Origin of the sequence: Aeromonas sp. ASNIH5, from assembly GCF_002902865.1 — a bacterium.
Classification (GTDB): domain Bacteria; phylum Pseudomonadota; class Gammaproteobacteria; order Enterobacterales; family Aeromonadaceae; genus Aeromonas; species Aeromonas caviae.
The window spans coordinates 3,400,001-3,415,580 of sequence record NZ_CP026122.1; the positions used below are offsets into that span (position 1 = coordinate 3,400,001).

The 15,580-nt window shown below is 59.4% G+C and carries 10 protein-coding genes, 1 tRNA gene, 2 rRNA genes and 2 pseudogenes (1 of these 15 only partly in view); 10 read left to right on the forward strand and 5 right to left on the reverse strand.

Annotation, left to right across the window (positions count from 1 at the left end; translation table 11 throughout):
* From C2U30_RS15975 to C2U30_RS15995, 5 genes and pseudogenes are all read left to right on the forward strand, one after another.
* Positions 1-1,564 (forward strand): 23S ribosomal RNA (locus C2U30_RS15975); it begins 1,325 nt to the left of the window's first position.
* 83 nt (positions 1,565-1,647) lie between these two features.
* Positions 1,648-1,762: ribosomal RNA gene (gene rrf / locus C2U30_RS15980) — 5S ribosomal RNA — on the forward strand.
* 98 nt (positions 1,763-1,860) lie between these two features.
* Positions 1,861-1,937 (forward strand) — tRNA-Asp (locus tag C2U30_RS15985).
* A gap of 147 nt (positions 1,938-2,084) precedes the next feature.
* Positions 2,085-2,246, forward strand: a pseudogene (locus C2U30_RS15990) (ThiF family adenylyltransferase); the annotation flags it as partial.
* A gap of 167 nt (positions 2,247-2,413) precedes the next feature.
* Positions 2,414-3,578 (forward strand): annotated as a pseudogene (locus C2U30_RS15995) (IS3 family transposase).
* Positions 3,579-4,733: 1,155 nt separating this feature from the next.
* Here the strand turns inward: C2U30_RS15995 and C2U30_RS16005 are convergent.
* The 5 genes from C2U30_RS16005 to C2U30_RS16025 all read right to left on the reverse strand — a co-directional run bounded on the left by C2U30_RS16005 (position 4,734) and on the right by C2U30_RS16025 (position 9,817).
* The gene (locus tag C2U30_RS16005; RefSeq protein WP_029313511.1) at positions 4,734-5,720 is read right to left on the reverse strand and encodes a helix-turn-helix transcriptional regulator; all 987 of its coding nucleotides are present in this window, start codon (positions 5,718-5,720) and stop codon (positions 4,734-4,736) included.
* 285 nt (positions 5,721-6,005) lie between these two features.
* Entirely contained in the window at positions 6,006-6,392 is a 387-nt protein-coding gene (locus tag C2U30_RS16010) for a SirB2 family protein (RefSeq protein WP_039040394.1), read from the reverse strand.
* A complete protein-coding gene (locus C2U30_RS16015; protein WP_103244089.1) occupies positions 6,389-8,245 on the reverse strand; it encodes a monovalent cation:proton antiporter-2 (CPA2) family protein in 1,857 nt (618 codons plus the stop codon). Before C2U30_RS16015 ends, C2U30_RS16010 begins: the two co-directional genes overlap by 4 nt.
* 70 nt (positions 8,246-8,315) lie before the next feature.
* Positions 8,316-8,915 carry an NAD(P)H-dependent oxidoreductase gene (locus C2U30_RS16020; RefSeq protein ID WP_103244090.1) on the reverse strand — a complete coding sequence of 200 codons (600 nt, stop codon included), beginning with the start codon at positions 8,913-8,915 and terminating at the stop codon, positions 8,316-8,318.
* A 59-nt stretch (positions 8,916-8,974) separates the two neighbouring features.
* Positions 8,975-9,817: a LysR family transcriptional regulator gene (locus C2U30_RS16025; protein WP_103244091.1), complete on the reverse strand. Its 843-nt coding sequence runs from the start codon at positions 9,815-9,817 to the stop codon at positions 8,975-8,977.
* Positions 9,818-9,957: 140 nt separating this feature from the next.
* Here C2U30_RS16025 and C2U30_RS16030 point away from each other — a divergent pair, with 140 nt between their 5' ends.
* From C2U30_RS16030 to C2U30_RS16050, 5 genes are all read left to right on the forward strand, one after another.
* On the forward strand, positions 9,958-10,680 hold the full coding sequence (locus C2U30_RS16030; protein ID WP_103244092.1) for an SDR family oxidoreductase: 723 nt from the start codon (positions 9,958-9,960) through the stop codon (positions 10,678-10,680).
* A gap of 76 nt (positions 10,681-10,756) precedes the next feature.
* A complete protein-coding gene (locus C2U30_RS16035) occupies positions 10,757-11,080 on the forward strand; it encodes a hypothetical protein (protein WP_103244093.1) in 324 nt (107 codons plus the stop codon).
* A gap of 45 nt (positions 11,081-11,125) precedes the next feature.
* Positions 11,126-11,557 carry a DUF411 domain-containing protein gene (locus C2U30_RS16040; RefSeq protein WP_010672577.1) on the forward strand — a complete coding sequence of 144 codons (432 nt, stop codon included), beginning with the start codon at positions 11,126-11,128 and terminating at the stop codon, positions 11,555-11,557.
* A 288-nt stretch (positions 11,558-11,845) separates the two neighbouring features.
* Positions 11,846-14,011 (forward strand): S9 family peptidase, encoded by a 2,166-nt coding sequence (locus C2U30_RS16045; protein WP_103244094.1) that lies wholly within the window; start codon positions 11,846-11,848, stop codon positions 14,009-14,011.
* A gap of 547 nt (positions 14,012-14,558) precedes the next feature.
* On the forward strand, positions 14,559-15,530 hold the full coding sequence (locus C2U30_RS16050; RefSeq protein WP_029313514.1) for a TAXI family TRAP transporter solute-binding subunit: 972 nt from the start codon (positions 14,559-14,561) through the stop codon (positions 15,528-15,530).
* The last annotated feature ends 50 nt before the right edge of the window (positions 15,531-15,580 follow it).

The window sequence follows — 15,580 nt, forward strand, 5'->3', positions numbered from 1 at the left end:
TGAGTCGACCCCTAAGGCGAGGCCGAAAGGCGTAGTCGATGGGAAGCAGGTTAATATTCCTGCACGACTTGTAATTGCGATGGGGGGACGGAGAAGGCTAGGTGGGCCAGGCGACGGTTGTCCTGGTGAAAGTGCGTAGGTGGTGTTTCTAGGCAAATCCGGAGACACAACACTGAGACACGAGACGAACGCACCACGGTGCGGAAGCCATTGATGCCCTGCTTCCAGGAAAAGCCTCTAAGCTTCAGATTACAAGTCATCGTACCCCAAACCGACACAGGTGGTCGGGTAGAGAATACCAAGGCGCTTGAGAGAACTCGGGTGAAGGAACTAGGCAAAATAGAACCGTAACTTCGGGAGAAGGTTCGCTCTTGATGGTGAAGTCCCTTGCGGATGGAGCTGTCGGGAGTCGCAGTGACCAGATGGCTGGGACTGTTTATCAAAAACACAGCACTCTGCAAACACGAAAGTGGACGTATAGGGTGTGACACCTGCCCGGTGCCGGAAGGTTAATTGATGGGGTTAGCGCAAGCGAAGCTCTTGATCGAAGCCCCGGTAAACGGCGGCCGTAACTATAACGGTCCTAAGGTAGCGAAATTCCTTGTCGGGTAAGTTCCGACCTGCACGAATGGTGTAACCATGGCCATGCTGTCTCCACCCGAGACTCAGTGAAATCGAATTCGCCGTGAAGATGCGGTGTACCCGCGGCTAGACGGAAAGACCCCGTGAACCTTTACTACAGCTTGGCACTGAACATTGAACCTACATGTGTAGGATAGGTGGGAGGCTTTGAAGGCGTGACGCCAGTTGCGCTGGAGCCGTCCTTGAAATACCACCCTTGTATGTTTGATGTTCTAACGCAGGGCCCTGAATCGGGCTCGCGGACAGTGCCTGGTGGGTAGTTTGACTGGGGCGGTCTCCTCCCAAAGAGTAACGGAGGAGCACGAAGGTTGGCTAATCCTGGTCGGACATCAGGAGGTTAGTGCAATGGCATAAGCCAGCTTAACTGCGAGACGGACAGGTCGAGCAGGTACGAAAGTAGGTCATAGTGATCCGGTGGTTCTGAATGGAAGGGCCATCGCTCAACGGATAAAAGGTACTCCGGGGATAACAGGCTGATACCGCCCAAGAGTTCATATCGACGGCGGTGTTTGGCACCTCGATGTCGGCTCATCACATCCTGGGGCTGAAGTCGGTCCCAAGGGTATGGCTGTTCGCCATTTAAAGTGGTACGCGAGCTGGGTTCAGAACGTCGTGAGACAGTTCGGTCCCTATCTGCCGTGGGCGTTGGATGATTGAAGGGAGTTGCTCCTAGTACGAGAGGACCGGAGTGAACGAACCTCTGGTGTTCGGGTTGTCACGCCAGTGGCACTGCCCGGTAGCTAAGTTCGGAATCGATAACCGCTGAAAGCATCTAAGCGGGAAGCGAGCCCTGAGATGAGTCATCCCTGACCCCTTGAGGGTCCTAAAGGGCCGTTGGAGACCACAACGTTGATAGGTGGGGTGTGTAAGCGTAGCGATACGTTGAGCTAACCCATACTAATTACCCGTGAGGCTTAACCATACAACACCCAAGAAGTGTTCAGAGACTTGTAGCAGATACCGAGAACGAATAACTAAATCAGCTTTTTCAGATTGAAGATTTTGCCTGGCGGCAATAGCGCAGTGGAACCACCTGACCCCATGCCGAACTCAGAAGTGAAACGCTGTAGCGCCGATGGTAGTGTGGCATTCGCCATGCGAGAGTAGGACACTGCCAGGCACTCAATTAAACGGTGATGTGAAGAATCACATGACCGGCTGCGAGGATGACACCTCACAAACAAGCAGCAAAAGATTTAGCGAAAGCTAACCGAATGCGGAGCGGTAGTTCAGTCGGTTAGAATACCGGCCTGTCACGCCGGGGGTCGCGGGTTCGAGTCCCGTCCGCTCCGCCACTACTTAAGAAGCCCAGTCTAACGACTGGGCTTTTTTTCGTTTTCGATACCGCACTCCTTTTCTCTCACATCAACACCACCATCATCCGATCATCGCCCCTGAGAGAGGTTGCCGCTATAATGGCCGCCCTCAAGCAAGGTGGTGGTATGAAAGCAGAGTATCTACAGCGATTCGGGGGCATAGCCCGTCTTTATGGCCAGCGTGCCCTTGGCTCCTTCAGCCAGGCGAAAGTCTGCGTGGTCGGGATCGGTGGCGTCGGCTCCTGGGCGGCCGAGGCGCTGGCTCGGGCCGGCATCAACCAGATCACTCCTCCTCAGTAGCAGGCCGCTTGGTTGGGTTATCACCCCTCCTACGATAATCTCCGCCCTATAGAATGGCATTCATGCTTCATTCGTGGTCACACATATTGTAGTGGTCTAATCATCCCGGACACCGTTTTAGGTGGTACAGTCGCCACCATTATTTGAGGTGTTCAATGACAAGATTACGTCGCTCATTTACTGCCGAGTTCAAGCTGGAAGCCGCATCCCTGGTGCTCGACCAAGGCTATTCAGTCCCCGAAGCCAGCCGTTCACTGGATGTCGGCGAAACCGTGCTGCGTCGATGGGTTCAGCAACTTCAATCAGAACGAAGTGGCGCTACACCTGCTAACCGGGCGCTGTGACCCCTGAGCAGCAAAAAATTCAGGAGTTGGAAGCCCGCATCAACCGGCTTGAACGCGAAAAGGCCATTCTAAAAAAGGCTACTGCTCTCTTGATGGCGGACGAACTCGAACGTACGCGCTGATAGACCGATTAAGGGAGCAAGCCCCCACCACCCTGGTCTGTTGCGCTTTCGGTATACCAACCGCCTGTTTTTACGACTATCTGGCTCGCAGGCGCACAATTAACAGTGAACGGGTGCAGCAGAGAAGTGAGTTACGGTGTCTGTTCAAAGAGAGCAGAGGCTCAGCTGGCAGCCGGGCCTTGATGTCAATGATGCGGGCACTGGGGCATCAGATTGGCCGGTTCAAGGTGCATCTTCTGATGAAGGAGGCCGGGCTGGTCTCCAAACAACCGGGAGCTCATCGTTATCAGGTCGCGCGGTCTGAACGACCGGATATTCCCAATCATCTGGCGCGTGAATTTGCTGCCCCGCAACCCAATCAGGTGTGGTGCGGCGACATCACTTACGTATGGGCAGGTGGTCGTTGGCATTACCTGGCGGCGGTGCTCGACCTCCACACCCGACGGGTCGTGGGCTGGGCGATGTCCGGCAGGCCTGATGCTGACTTGGCCGTGAAAGCGCTCGACATGGCGTATCAGCAACGGGGCTGCCCGTCTGGCGTGCTGTTTCACTCCGACCAGGGCAGCCAATACGGCAGCCGGGTATTTCGGCAACGGCTGTGGCGCTATCGCATGACCCAGAGCATGAGTCGGCATGGCAACTGCTGGGATAACGCGCCGATGGAGCGGCTGTTCAGGAGCCTCAAGACGGAATGGCTTCCGACCACGGGGTACATGAGCCTGCGGGAAGCCAAGCGGGATATCAGCTATTACTTGATGAATTACTACAACTGGCGGCGCCCGCATCAACACAATGATGGGATACCGCCAGCAGAGGCCGAAAATCGGCTTAACTGTGTGTCCGGATTTAGTTGACCACTACATATAGACAGTTCAGGGATGACTCAACAATCTGCTTGGCTGAGCAGAAGTCAGTGGCCATCGTTACCTGGAGTTAGTCACCAGGAAATATCCTGGCTGGTTGCGGCTGTTCTGCTGTGTTCTGAGGGCCCAGTGGATGTCGCTGAGCATAGACGAGGGAGGGCGCAGGAAAGGTAAGGTGCGCTACTGTGGCTGAATCTGATGAGGTTATCCAGGATGCAGACGATATCTGGTAAAAGCGTGATGTTGTAGGACCGCTCAGGCTGAGCCCATTTTCTGTTGTGTGGCGAGCATGGGGTGCACAAAGAAAAGGGGACAGCAGATGCTGTCCCCTCAAGTCATTTCGTCCATTCCCTGAACTGCCATGCTCCCTGCAATCCTTGACGCTATCCTTTCCTTTGGAAATTCCCCTTCCCAATCCGTTGGGGTGTCCTGTGGCCTTCCTAGCCTGGCAATCTGTCCTGATTGCTTCACCCTCTCCTTCCTGGAGGTGTCCATTACCACATCCCGTGGTGTTCCTGCGTCATCCTGACTGATAACCATCCTGGCTATCACGCTTCATCTTGAAGCTCTTCCTGACCGCGTCTTGCGGTGTCCTTTCATCCTTGATGAGCGACAATCCGTACCACTCAACCTCATCCCGAGGTATCCAACTACCGCATCCTGCGGTTGTCCTGTCGATCCTTGTGATAACCATCCTGGCTATCAACCCCATCCCGAGGTGTTCCTTGCCCACATCCTGCAGGCTATTCCTTGTTTATGCGCTGTTTCTGCATCCTGCCGAATCAGCTCGTCCTTGTGAGACCTATACTAAGGCAATTGCAGGCTCGAACAAGGTGTGCAATCGGATTGAGCTCCGTGACATGTGGTACAGAAATGGGCTGATGTTGGATATTATCTATGTTTATCAGTTATTTAGATGGTTTCCGTGGAAAGCATACCCAGTGCGGGATGGCTTCACGTACGGTTCAACACTGAGGGGTCTTACAGGGGGAATGGCAGATCTCTTACAAGCAGAAATCGGTAGGAAAACGATGGTACAGCCGCTTCAATCAGGGGTGTAAGAGTTCAAAATTAATTGAATACTTATGCTTTAAAAGTAGACAAAAGCCGAGATAAATCTCGGCTTTGTATTGTCTGCTGGTTTCTTTAGCTGACCCTTGTCCCAGGAGTCGGGTAGGCCTTGCGGAGTGATTCGGGTGCAAGGACCTCCAGGTTGCCGCTCATATTGTTCAGCCAGGAGCGGAACTCGGGCGTATCCTGCACTTCGGTCTCCACCACCACGCTGCGCTTGTCGTAACGGGTCATACGCGGGTTATGCCCCGGGATTTGTCCATCGATCAGGGTCGGGCAGTTGGCATCGATGCGCCCGACGAAGCGGATCGGACCGCTGACGTCCTGATAACCCTGGTCGCGGATCAGCTTCTGGATATTGAAGTCCTTCGGCTGGGTCGCGCTGAAGTTGGTCAACTCCACGTTCTTGATGTGATCGAACGGGATGCCGTAGACCTTGGGATCCAGCTCGGAGAGCGTACAGAGCAGGATGGGGCCATCGGGTTGGTTCAGGATGCCGAGGGGATTGATGCGGTCATAGCAGAGCCAGACAGTACGCTCCTTGATGACACGCTGGATCTCGGCGCTGAATTTGCGGCCACGCCAGAGGGCGTCGCGGATCAGGGTGCTGCGGCGGATCTCCGGATTGCCGGCGAAGGGGCGAGGTGACTGGTGCACGCTCTCCAGCCAGCGCTCGGCCAGTTCGCTCTGGCTGTCGCGGATCACCTGACCAGCCTTGTCGATCAGCGGGTTCAATTCGGTCAGCACGCTTGCCGGCAACAGTTGGCTCGCCTGGTCGCTCCAGGTTTTCAGGGCCACTGCCAGCGAGAGCGGCATGATGTTGGCAAAGTCATTGAGACCATGGCGCTCGAAGCACCAGCCATGAGGCTTGCTGCGCTCATCGGAGGTGAGGTCGAACAGTCCCATGCCGGACATCTCTTCCAGGTCCCGTTGCACGGTACGGAGACTGACGTGAATGCCTTCCTCTTCCAGTTTTACCTGGAGTTGGCTGGCGGTCAGCTTGTAAGGGCGGTGCGGGATGCAACGCGCCAAGGTCAGTTGTCGTAACAGCTTCTTACTCATGGTGCATGCCTTCACTGGTTTAGCGTTGAGTGTATCCTAGCCATGGCCTGCGACAGTCTATGTCGCAAGTTTTGCTGCGACAACTGTCGCCATTTTCATACATGAAGAATCAAGTCATTGATAAATAAAACAAAACAACAAGGAAAAGGGGTTGTTTGAGCCCTTTTTTTATTGAAAACAAGCCTTGCGAGGATGCTCGCGACCAGGGTGACAGGAAGGAAATGGAAGCAGTAAGGAGGGGGAGGTGGGAAGGAGGTGGGGGACGGGCCCCACCTCGACACGTCGTTATGCCAGCCAGGACCAGGCTGATTTGGTGATGGCTGCGCCCACCATGTAGCCGAATACTGCGAGAGCGGCCACTCCGGCCACCAGCTTCTGACCGCGGGCAGGGCGCTTGAGCGCCATGACGCCCAGGCCGATGTAGATCACCAGGGCAATCAGCTTGGCCATCAACCAGGGCTGCTGGCCAGGGCTCATCTGCAGGGTCACCGCCAACAGCACGCCAAACAGCAGCAGGAAGGTGTCGTTGATGTGGGGCAGCACCTTCAACCATTTCTGTTGCAGCCGCCCGCTGCCCGCCAGCGCCAGGCTCCAGCGGTAGAGGAAGAGCAGCAGGCTGACCAGGGCCAGGGTCATGTGAAGGTGTTTGAGCATGGGGTAATAGGCAATCATGTTGCTTCCTTGTCGTTGTCGGGCAGACCGCTGTTCCATTGATGGGCGTGGGTACGCTCCTGTCCTTCCTGATCGTCTTGCAGCAGGTCGGAGAGGATGTCGCGGTATTGCAGGCTCTTGTTGATATAGGTGTGCTCGTCGTCCAGGTAGTTGACCTGTTCCCGCAGCAGCCGGTTGTCATACTGCTTGAACATCTGCCCCGCACGCCAGGCCTGATTGGCCCTGAATCCCAAGAGGGTGAGTGCTTCTACCCCAAGATCCACGGCCGACCCCAAGGTTTCGCGGTGCACGCTGTCTATCCCGTGGCGCAGGATCTCGTGGGCATGGGGTCTGTCCTGGGCACGGGCCAGTATTCTGAGGTGCGGGAAGTGCTTTTTCACCATCTCGATCACTTCGAGGGAGGTGGCCGGGTCATTGAGGGATAGCACCAGCAGTTTGGCCTTGTGGGCGCCGGCCGCGTGCAGCAGGTCGAGTCGGCTGGCATCCCCATAAAACACCTGGTAGCCGTACTTTCTCAGCATCTCTATCTGGCTGGCATCCTGCTCCAGGATGGTGGTGCCAATACCATGGCCGTGGAGCAGACGCCCCACTATCTGACCGAAGCGACCGAAGCCGGCGATGATGACCGGGTGTTCCACCAGCTCGGGCTGTTCGTGTTCGGGGGTGTCGCTCTGGTTGCGGTAGTCGAACCAGGGCTGGATCACCCGATCGTTGAGGATAAGCAGCAACGGTGTCAGCGCCATGGAGAGGGCGACGACCAGAGTCAGCAGTGAGATGGTGCTGCCCGGCAGTACCTTGTTCTGGGCGGCGAACGAGAATAGCACGAAGGCGAACTCCCCGCCCTGGGCCAGGGCCAGGGCGAAGGTCCAGCGCTGGTTCGGGGAGAGGCGAATGACAAAGCCGAGCCCCATCAGCACCAGCCACTTGAGCACCATCAGACCGATCACCAGTGCCGGGATCAACAGGGGATGGGCGGCAAAGAGGCTGAAGTCGATGCCGGCACCCACCGACATGAAGAAGAGGCCGAGCAGCAGCCCCTTGAACGGCTCTATGTCTGCTTCCAGCTCGTGGCGGTATTCGCTGTCCGCCAGCACCACGCCGGCGAGGAAGGAGCCGAGGGCGGGGGAGAGGCCGACGGATTCCATCAGCACGGCGATGGCGATCACCAGCAGCAGGGCGGCAGCGACGAAGATCTCCCGCATGTGGGACTGGGCGATGGCGCGAAACACCGGCCGCATCAGGTAATGACCACCCAGCACGATGCCGGCGATGGCGGCCACCACCAGCAGGCCGTGCTGCCAGCCTGCCAGCTCTGAGCTGCCGCTGCTGGCGACCGGTGCGATGGCCAGCAGCGGCAGGATCGCCAGAATGGGGATGACGGCGATGTCCTGGAACAGCAGCACGGCGAAAGCGGAGCGGCCGCTCTCGCTCTGCATCAGTTTGCGCTCCTGCAGGCTCTGCAGCACGATGGCGGTGGAGGAGAGCGCAAGAATGAGACCGATGGCGAGCCCCTGCTGCCAGGGCAGACCCAAAAGATAACCCACCCCGGTCAGGGCGACACTGGTGAGCAGCACCTGCAGGCCACCGGTGCCGAGGATGGGCCCTTTCAGTTGCCACAACAGGGCCGGGCGCAGCTCCAGACCGACCAGAAACAGCATCAGCACCACCCCGAACTCGGCGAAGTGCATCACGTCTTTCTGCTCGCCCACCAGACCAAGCAGGAAGGGACCTATGATGATCCCCGCCAGCAGGTAGCCAAGGACAGAGCCCAGCCCCCACTGCTTGGCCAGCGGGACGGCGATCACCGCCGCCGAGAGGTAGATCAGGGCATCAAACAGCAATCCATGTCCCATCAGCGGCTCCTCCTTAACATGATGAATGCCGGTGAGGGCTGGCCGGGCCTGCGCCCGGATCGAGTGTGTGTCATGGGAGTACTCCCAGCAGATCGCGCAGATAGGGGCTCTCGGCCAGCTGGGCCGGGGTCAGCTGCTCGTCACGCAGGGCGCACAGCAGTTGGCGATAGTCCTGGCCGCAGCGGCGCAGCGCCTCGGGATCCTCGAGCTTGTGGAAGGAGTGCAGCACGAAAGGGGGCAGCCAGCGCATGCCGCACAGCTGTGCGGTCTGCTGGAAGGGGAGCAGGAAGTCGAGCAGCGGGCGCTGGTTGTAGCCGGCGCGGCAGTAGGATTCGGGGCCGCCCCCCGTGGTGATGGCGCTGAGCCACTGCTTGCCGTTGAGGGCATGGGCCTCGGGGCCGTAGGCATAGCCGTACTCCAGCACCAGGTCCATCCACTCTTTCATGATGGCCGGGCAGGAGTACCAATAGAAGGGGTGCTGGAAGACGATGATGTCGTGCTCCGCCAGCAGAGCCTGTTCCCGTTTCACGTTGATGAACATGTCCGGATAGCGTTGGCAGAGATCGTGCAGGGTGATCCCCTTCAGCCCCTCGATGGCGTGCAGCAGTTGTTTGTTGGCCCGGGAACTCTGCAGCGCCGGGTGTGAAAAGATGACCAGAATGCGTTTCATGGGATTCCTGAAGAGGGTCTGCTGCCGGCACATGCGACAGACTGTGAGCTGAAACGTTATCAAGAAGCTCCCTGGCCCGCCAGTTCCGGGATCAGTGCGCGCAGCGCCGGATTCAGGGTCTGGTGGGCGGGGTAGCAGAGGCCGATGCGGCGGAACATCCGGGGGCTGCTCACGGGCAGGGTGCACAGGCCCGCTTCGTCCTCCACCAGCCCGTCGGGCAGGAAGCTGATGCCCACTCCGGCCAGCACCAGCGCCATCACCAGCCCCTTGCTCTCGGCCTTGGCCACCAGATTGAGGGTGAGCCGGTCACAGGCCAGCAGGCCTATGGTTTGCTGATGGGCTTCGCAGGGGGGACACTCAATGAAATCATGGTGTTGCAACTCAGCCAGCTCGATACGCGCCCTGCCCGCAAGAGGGTGTCCCCTGGGAACGCACAGCACGTACTCCTCTTCCCAGAGCGGCAGGAAGATCTCGTCCTCCCGGCGCAGGGCATCCAGGGTCAGCCGGCAGTCGGCCGGGGTGCCGTAATCGGAGAGGGTGAGATCCAGCTCGGGCAGCACCCCCTGCACCCGCCGAAGCAATCCCGCCAGCCGACGGCGGCTGAGGTCGGGCATGATGGCCATGTTGAGTCTCGCACGCGTCGCCTTCTGGCGAAACAGGGTCGGCAGGCGACGCGCCTCTTCCACCAGCTTGACGGCGTGGGGATAGAGATAGTGGGCCGGATCCTTCGCTTCCACCCCCTTCTTGCCCCGGATGAAGAGGCTGTCCCCCAGGCTCTCTTCGAGCTGGCGAAGGCCGGCGGAGAGGGAGGGTTGGCTCACGTGGCAGCGGGCTGCCGCCGCCGTGATGTTCTTCTCTTCATAGATGGCGATGAAGAAGCGCAGCAATCTCAGGTCCAGCATGGGGATACCATAGTTAATTCAGATGATAACCAGCGGAAAACTATATTTATCGCCGATGGATGTAGCGACTATAGTGACTGGGTCCCGTGCTGGCCAGCCCTTGTTTGACGCCCATTTCAACGCATCAGAAGGAAAACTCCATGTCCAAGTCCCTCGTGGTGATCACCGGCGCGTCCGCCGGGATCGGTGCCGCCATTGCCCGCGCCTTCTCCGCCGCCGGCCATCCGCTGCTGTTGCTGGCCCGCCGGGTCGAGCCCATGCAGGCGCTGAACCTGCCCGATACCCTCTGCATCGGGGTCGATGTCACCGACACCGCCGCCATGAAGGCCGCCGTGGCGCAGGCGGAGGCGCAATTCGGCCCGGTGGGATGTCTGGTCAACAATGCCGGCGTCATGCTGCTGGGACAGGCCGACGTGCAGGATCCCGCCGAGTGGCAGCAGATGCTCAACATCAACGTGATGGGGGTTTTGAATGGCGTGCATGCGGTACTGGCCGGCATGAAGGCCCGCCGCAGCGGCACCATCATCAACATCAGCTCCATCGCCGGTCGCAAGACCTTCCCGAACCATGCCGCTTACTGCGCCACCAAGTTCGCCGTTCACGCCCTGACCGAAAATATCCGGGAAGAGGTGGCCGATGTGGGCGTGCGGATGGTGACCATCGCTCCGGGCGCGGTGGAGACCGAGCTGCTCAGCCACACCACGGACGAGCGCATCAAGGCGGGCTATCACGACTGGAAGGATCAGATGGGAGGCGTCATTGCCCCCGAGGTGATCGCCGACGCCATGCTCTACGCCTGGCACCAGCCGGCCAACGTCTGCGTGCGGGAGATCGTGCTGGCGGCCACCCGTCAGCAACCCTGATGCAGACGGGGGAGGGGTTGACCCTCCCCCTGGGCCAAGGGTTACCATAGGCCCTCTTTCGTCAATGAGTCGTCTCATGGTCCTGACCCGTCGCCAACTCGCTCGCGCCCGCCGCTGGCTCCCCCTGTGGAGTCTGGTGCTGGTGCTGATGTCGTTTGGCAGCCGTGCGGCCGCCGATCTCTGTACCCTGACGCCCCATTGCAGCCAGAGCGAGCGTACCCTGGAAAAAGCCATGCCCTGCGGCAGCTTCACCTCGGCGCTCGCCATGACGGTGCTCACCAGCGACAGCCTGACGGTTGCCCGGCTTGAGCCCGACAGGCCGACATACCTCTCTCCCTCTCTGTTCATGCCGGAGGCGCCCCTGAAGCGTCTCGAGCGTCCGCCCCGTCACCACGGCTGAGTCGAGTTTCCCTTTCCGGGCATTTCTTCTTAACCGAGGTGAGATATGTACAAGTCCCTGTTACTGGCCGTGCTGGCCGGTACCGTCAGTTTTTCTGCTCTGGCAACCGGGCAGATGACCGTCTACAAGTCCCAGTATTGCGGTTGCTGCAAGACCTGGATCAAGCACATGGAAGAGAACGGCTTTGAGGTCAAGGTCGTGGAAACCGAGCAGCTTGACCCGATCAAGCAGCAGCATGGCATCACCCCGCAGCTGGCCTCCTGCCACACCGGGGTGGTGAACGGCTATGTGGTGGAGGGGCATGTGCCCGCTGCCGACGTGCAGAAGCTGCTCAAGGAAAAACCGGCGATCCGCGGTCTGACCATTCCGGGGATGCCCCAGAGTGCGCCGGGCATGGATATTCCGGGTCAGCCCTATCAGGTGCTGAGCATCAGTGACGAGGGCGCGACCAAAGTCTGGTCGAGCTACCCCGGCTGATGGATGCTGACCGTGAGCAGACACACTTCCATCATGTGAGGCACACCTGAGCGAACCCGTGTCGCTCACGGTCAGGGAGGAGGGCCGCCATTGCGAGATGGCGGCCCTTTTTCGTCGATTTGGGGGGGAATGTCCGGGGAGCCCTTGCAACCCCGGGCGACAAGGGGCAGATTGATCGCCAATTTTTATTTTCTCAGGGACGCTTTTCCCGCTGCCTGCCGGTGTGCCGTCTGGATGCGTGCAGCACCAGCGGGAGGGGCGGCCCTGTGACAGCGCAAAGGATGCGACATGTTCACCTTTTCCCGGGGGTTGCTGCTGGCTTGCCTGCTTGCTGTGCCCTGTTCCCATGCCAACGAAGAGTCCGCCATGCCTACAAGCGATACTTCCACCCAGCCTGTCATTGTCCCCCCGGTGGCCGCCAAGCACCCCCATACCCTGAAAAAACACGGGGACACGCGCGTCGACAACTACTACTGGCTGCGTGACGACGAGCGGCAGAAGCCCGAGGTGCTGGACTATCTCAAGGCAGAGAATGCCTACACCGAGGCCATGCTTGCACCGATCAAGCCGCTGCGCGAGCAGCTCTACAAGGAGATGGTGGCCCGTATTCCCCAGCAGGACGAGTCTGTCCCCTATGTGAAGAACGGCTACCGCTATCAGACCCGTTACGAGCCGGGCAAGGAGTACGCCATCTACTCCCGCAGCAAGGTGGAAGGGGACGGGGCGCCCGCCCTGCTGCTGGATGGCAACCAGCGCGCCGAAGGCCACGAGTTCTATGCCCTGGGGGCGCTCGAGGTGAGCCGCAACAACCGCTGGCTGGCGGTGGCGGAAGATTATCTCTCCCGCCGTCAATACAGGATCCAGTTCCTCGATCTGGAGAGCGGCGCCTGGGCCGCCGACACCCTCGAGAACACCTCCGGCAACCTGGTGTGGGCCAACGACAGCAAGACGGTCTTCTACGTGCGCAAGCACCCCAAGACCCTGCTGCCCTACCAGGTCTATCGCCACGAGCTGGGCACGGACCCCGCGAAGGATATCCTGGTCTACGAGGAGAAGGACGACTCCTTCTATGTGAGCCTCTACGCCACCACCTCGGAAGATTTCATCGTCATCTCCCTCTCCAGCACCACCACCAGCGAGGCGCGCCTCATTGATGCCAATGTGCCGGGCCAGACGCCACGCCTGTTCCTGCCCCGTCAGGTGGATCACGAATACAGCCTGGATCACTACCGTGGTCGCTTCTATGTGCGCTCCAACAAGGACGGCAAGAACTTCGGCCTCTATGAGACCAAGGAGAGCCCGGTGGATCGCTGGAAGGCGGTGATCGCCCCCAATCCGGACGTGCTGCTGGAGAGCTATGCCCTGTTCAGGGACTGGCTGGTGCTGGAGGAGCGCAGCCAGGGGTTGACCCGGTTGCGTCAGGTCAACTGGCAGAGCGGCGAACAGAAGGAGATCGCCTTCGACGATCCCGCTTATGTCACCTGGCTTGCCTACAACCCGGAGCCGGACACCAGCGCCCTGCGCTATGGCTACTCCTCCATGACCACGCCGTCCTCCACCTACGAGCTGGACATGGACAGCGGCAAGCGGACTCTGCTCAAGCAGCAGCCGGTGGCGGGCTTCGTGCCTGCGCAATATGCCAGCGAGCGGCTCTGGATCACCGCCCGTGACGGCGTGGCCGTGCCGGTGTCGCTGGTCTATCGCAAGGACAAGTTCAAGAAGGCAGGGGGGGGGGCAGGCACCAATCCCCTGCTGGTCTACGGCTATGGCTCCTACGGCGCCAGCATGGACCCGGACTTCAGCAGCTCACGCCTGAGCCTGCTGGACCGGGGCTTCGTCTACGCCATCGCCCATATCCGGGGTGGCGAGGAGCTGGGCCGCACCTGGTATGAAGAGGGCAAGCTGCTCAAGAAGCAGAACACCTTCAACGACTTCATCGACGTGACCGAGGCGTTGGTGGCGCAAGGCTACGGCGCCAGGGATCAGGTCTATGCCATGGGAGGCAGCGCCGGCGGCCTGCTGATGGGGGCCGTCATCAACCAGGCGCCCCAGCTCTATCGCGGCGTGGTGGCCCAGGTGCCCTTCGTCGACGTGGTCACCACCATGCTGGACGAGTCCATTCCCCTCACCACAGGGGAGTATGACGAGTGGGGCAACCCGAACCAGAAGCGCTACTACGACTACATGAAGGCCTACAGCCCCTACGATCAGGTCAAGGCCCAGGCCTACCCGAATCTGCTGGTGACCACGGGGCTGCACGACTCCCAGGTGCAATACTGGGAGCCGGCCAAGTGGGTGGCCAAGCTGCGTGAGCTGAAGACGGACGACAACCAGTTGCTGCTCAGCACCGACATGGAGGCCGGTCACGGCGGCAAGTCGGGCCGTTTCAAGGCCTATGAGGACATCGCCCTGGAGTTCGCCTTCATTCTGGAGCTGGCTGGCAGCAAGGCGTGATGGCCGGGCCCAAATGAAATCAGCTTGTTACCAAACCCCGTTCCGGCAGCCCCGGATCGGGGTTTTTGCATCTTGGCGACAAAAGCGTCATTAACGTCGTGTTTATGCTGTTCAGTAAGCACTTCGCAATATAACGGACCAGGTTTCTAATCCTTGCCAGTCAAGGGTTGCGAAAGAATCTGGGCGTGCTTTTTATTGCTTCCCTTTGATAGTTCATGTAATTAATCTGCCCTTGAGAAATTAATGATCCGCTTCAAACTTCTCGCTATTTAAATCCGCCATTTTGCTGTTTTGTTTGATTTATGTTGGTGTTATGTGCTTAATCGGGGCGTTAATGCTTTTGAACTGACCCGTTTCTGGTCAGATCACCTCCGATCGGCATGACGCTGATTATCTCACTGCAGGATGATGGTGGCTTCTGGAAGGGCGCGTGCCGCTCGACCATTTCCTCGTACGAGGTCGTATAGGCGAACCCAGTCTTGGTGCGGGTCTGTCTCATATTCTCCCGGGAAACGGGTGAAATAAATCAATGAAAAGGATGAAGAACATGAAAGGATTATCCTTGGCGTGCGCCTTGTCGGCGGCTCTGGTCGGTGTGTCGTTTGGTGGTCCGGTGCAAGCGCAGGAGCGCTTCGTGACCATAGGCACCGGCGGTCAGACCGGCGTCTACTACGTGGCGGGCCAGTCCATCTGCCGCTTCCTCAACCGCGGCGCCGCCGATCACCAGATCAAGTGCAACGCCCCGGCCAGTGGCGGTGGTGTTGCCAACGTCAACGGCATCCGCTCCGGCGAATTCAACTTCGGCATCATGCAGTCCGACCACCAGTACAAGGCGATGAAGGGCGTCGAGCCGTTCAAGGCCGAAGGTCCGATGGATGACATCCGCGCCGTCTTCTCCCTGCAGAGCGAAGTGTTCACCATCCTGGCCCGCAAGGACGCCAAGGTAGCCAGCTTCGACGACCTGAAGGGCAAGCGCGTCAACATCGGCAACCCGGGTTCCGGTCAGCGTGACACCTTTGAAGAGATCATGACCGTGAAGGGCTGGGACAAATCCGCGTTCAGCCTGGTCTCCGAACTGAAACCCGCCGAGCAGGCCTCTGCCCTGGGTGACAACAACATCGACGCCATGAGCTACTTCGTCGGCCACCCGAATGGCGCCATCCAGGAAGCCTCCACCACCACGGACACCGTGCTGGTACCGGTCACCGGCCCCGAGATCGACAAGCTGCTGGCCGAGAAGAGCTACTACAGCAAGGCCGAGATCCCGGGTGGTCTCTACAAGGGCAGCCCGAACCCGACCCCGTCCATCGGTGGCAAGGCGGTGCTCTCCACCAGCGCCAAGGCTGACCCGGAAGTGGTCTACCAGCTGGTCAAGTCCGTGTTCGACAACCTGGACCGCTTCAAGCGCCTGCACCCGGCCTTCGCGGATCTGAAGGAAGCCGACATGATCAAGGTGGGTCTCTCCGCTCCGCTGCATGAAGGCGCTGTGCGTTACTACAAGGAACGTGGCTGGATGTAATCCGGCTGCGTCTTCGGATGTGCCCCGGACTCGCTCCTCCTTCGGGGGAG

Excerpts from the sequence above, each read along its gene's own strand:
- C2U30_RS16050 (WP_029313514.1), top strand. The coding sequence starts at position 14,559 with ATGAAAGGATTATCCTTGGCGTGCGCCTTGTCGGCGGCTCTGGTCGGT.
- C2U30_RS16005 (WP_029313511.1), bottom strand. The coding sequence starts at position 5,720 with ATGAGTAAGAAGCTGTTACGACAACTGACCTTGGCGCGTTGCATCCCG.
- C2U30_RS16040 (WP_010672577.1), top strand. The coding sequence starts at position 11,126 with ATGTACAAGTCCCTGTTACTGGCCGTGCTGGCCGGTACCGTCAGTTTT.
- C2U30_RS16030 (WP_103244092.1), top strand. The coding sequence starts at position 9,958 with ATGTCCAAGTCCCTCGTGGTGATCACCGGCGCGTCCGCCGGGATCGGT.
- C2U30_RS16025 (WP_103244091.1), bottom strand. The coding sequence starts at position 9,817 with ATGCTGGACCTGAGATTGCTGCGCTTCTTCATCGCCATCTATGAAGAG.
- C2U30_RS16045 (WP_103244094.1), top strand. The coding sequence starts at position 11,846 with ATGTTCACCTTTTCCCGGGGGTTGCTGCTGGCTTGCCTGCTTGCTGTG.
- C2U30_RS16020 (WP_103244090.1), bottom strand. The coding sequence starts at position 8,915 with ATGAAACGCATTCTGGTCATCTTTTCACACCCGGCGCTGCAGAGTTCC.
- C2U30_RS16035 (WP_103244093.1), top strand. The coding sequence starts at position 10,757 with ATGGTCCTGACCCGTCGCCAACTCGCTCGCGCCCGCCGCTGGCTCCCC.
- C2U30_RS16010 (WP_039040394.1), bottom strand. The coding sequence starts at position 6,392 with ATGATTGCCTATTACCCCATGCTCAAACACCTTCACATGACCCTGGCC.
- C2U30_RS16015 (WP_103244089.1), bottom strand. The coding sequence starts at position 8,245 with ATGGGACATGGATTGCTGTTTGATGCCCTGATCTACCTCTCGGCGGCG.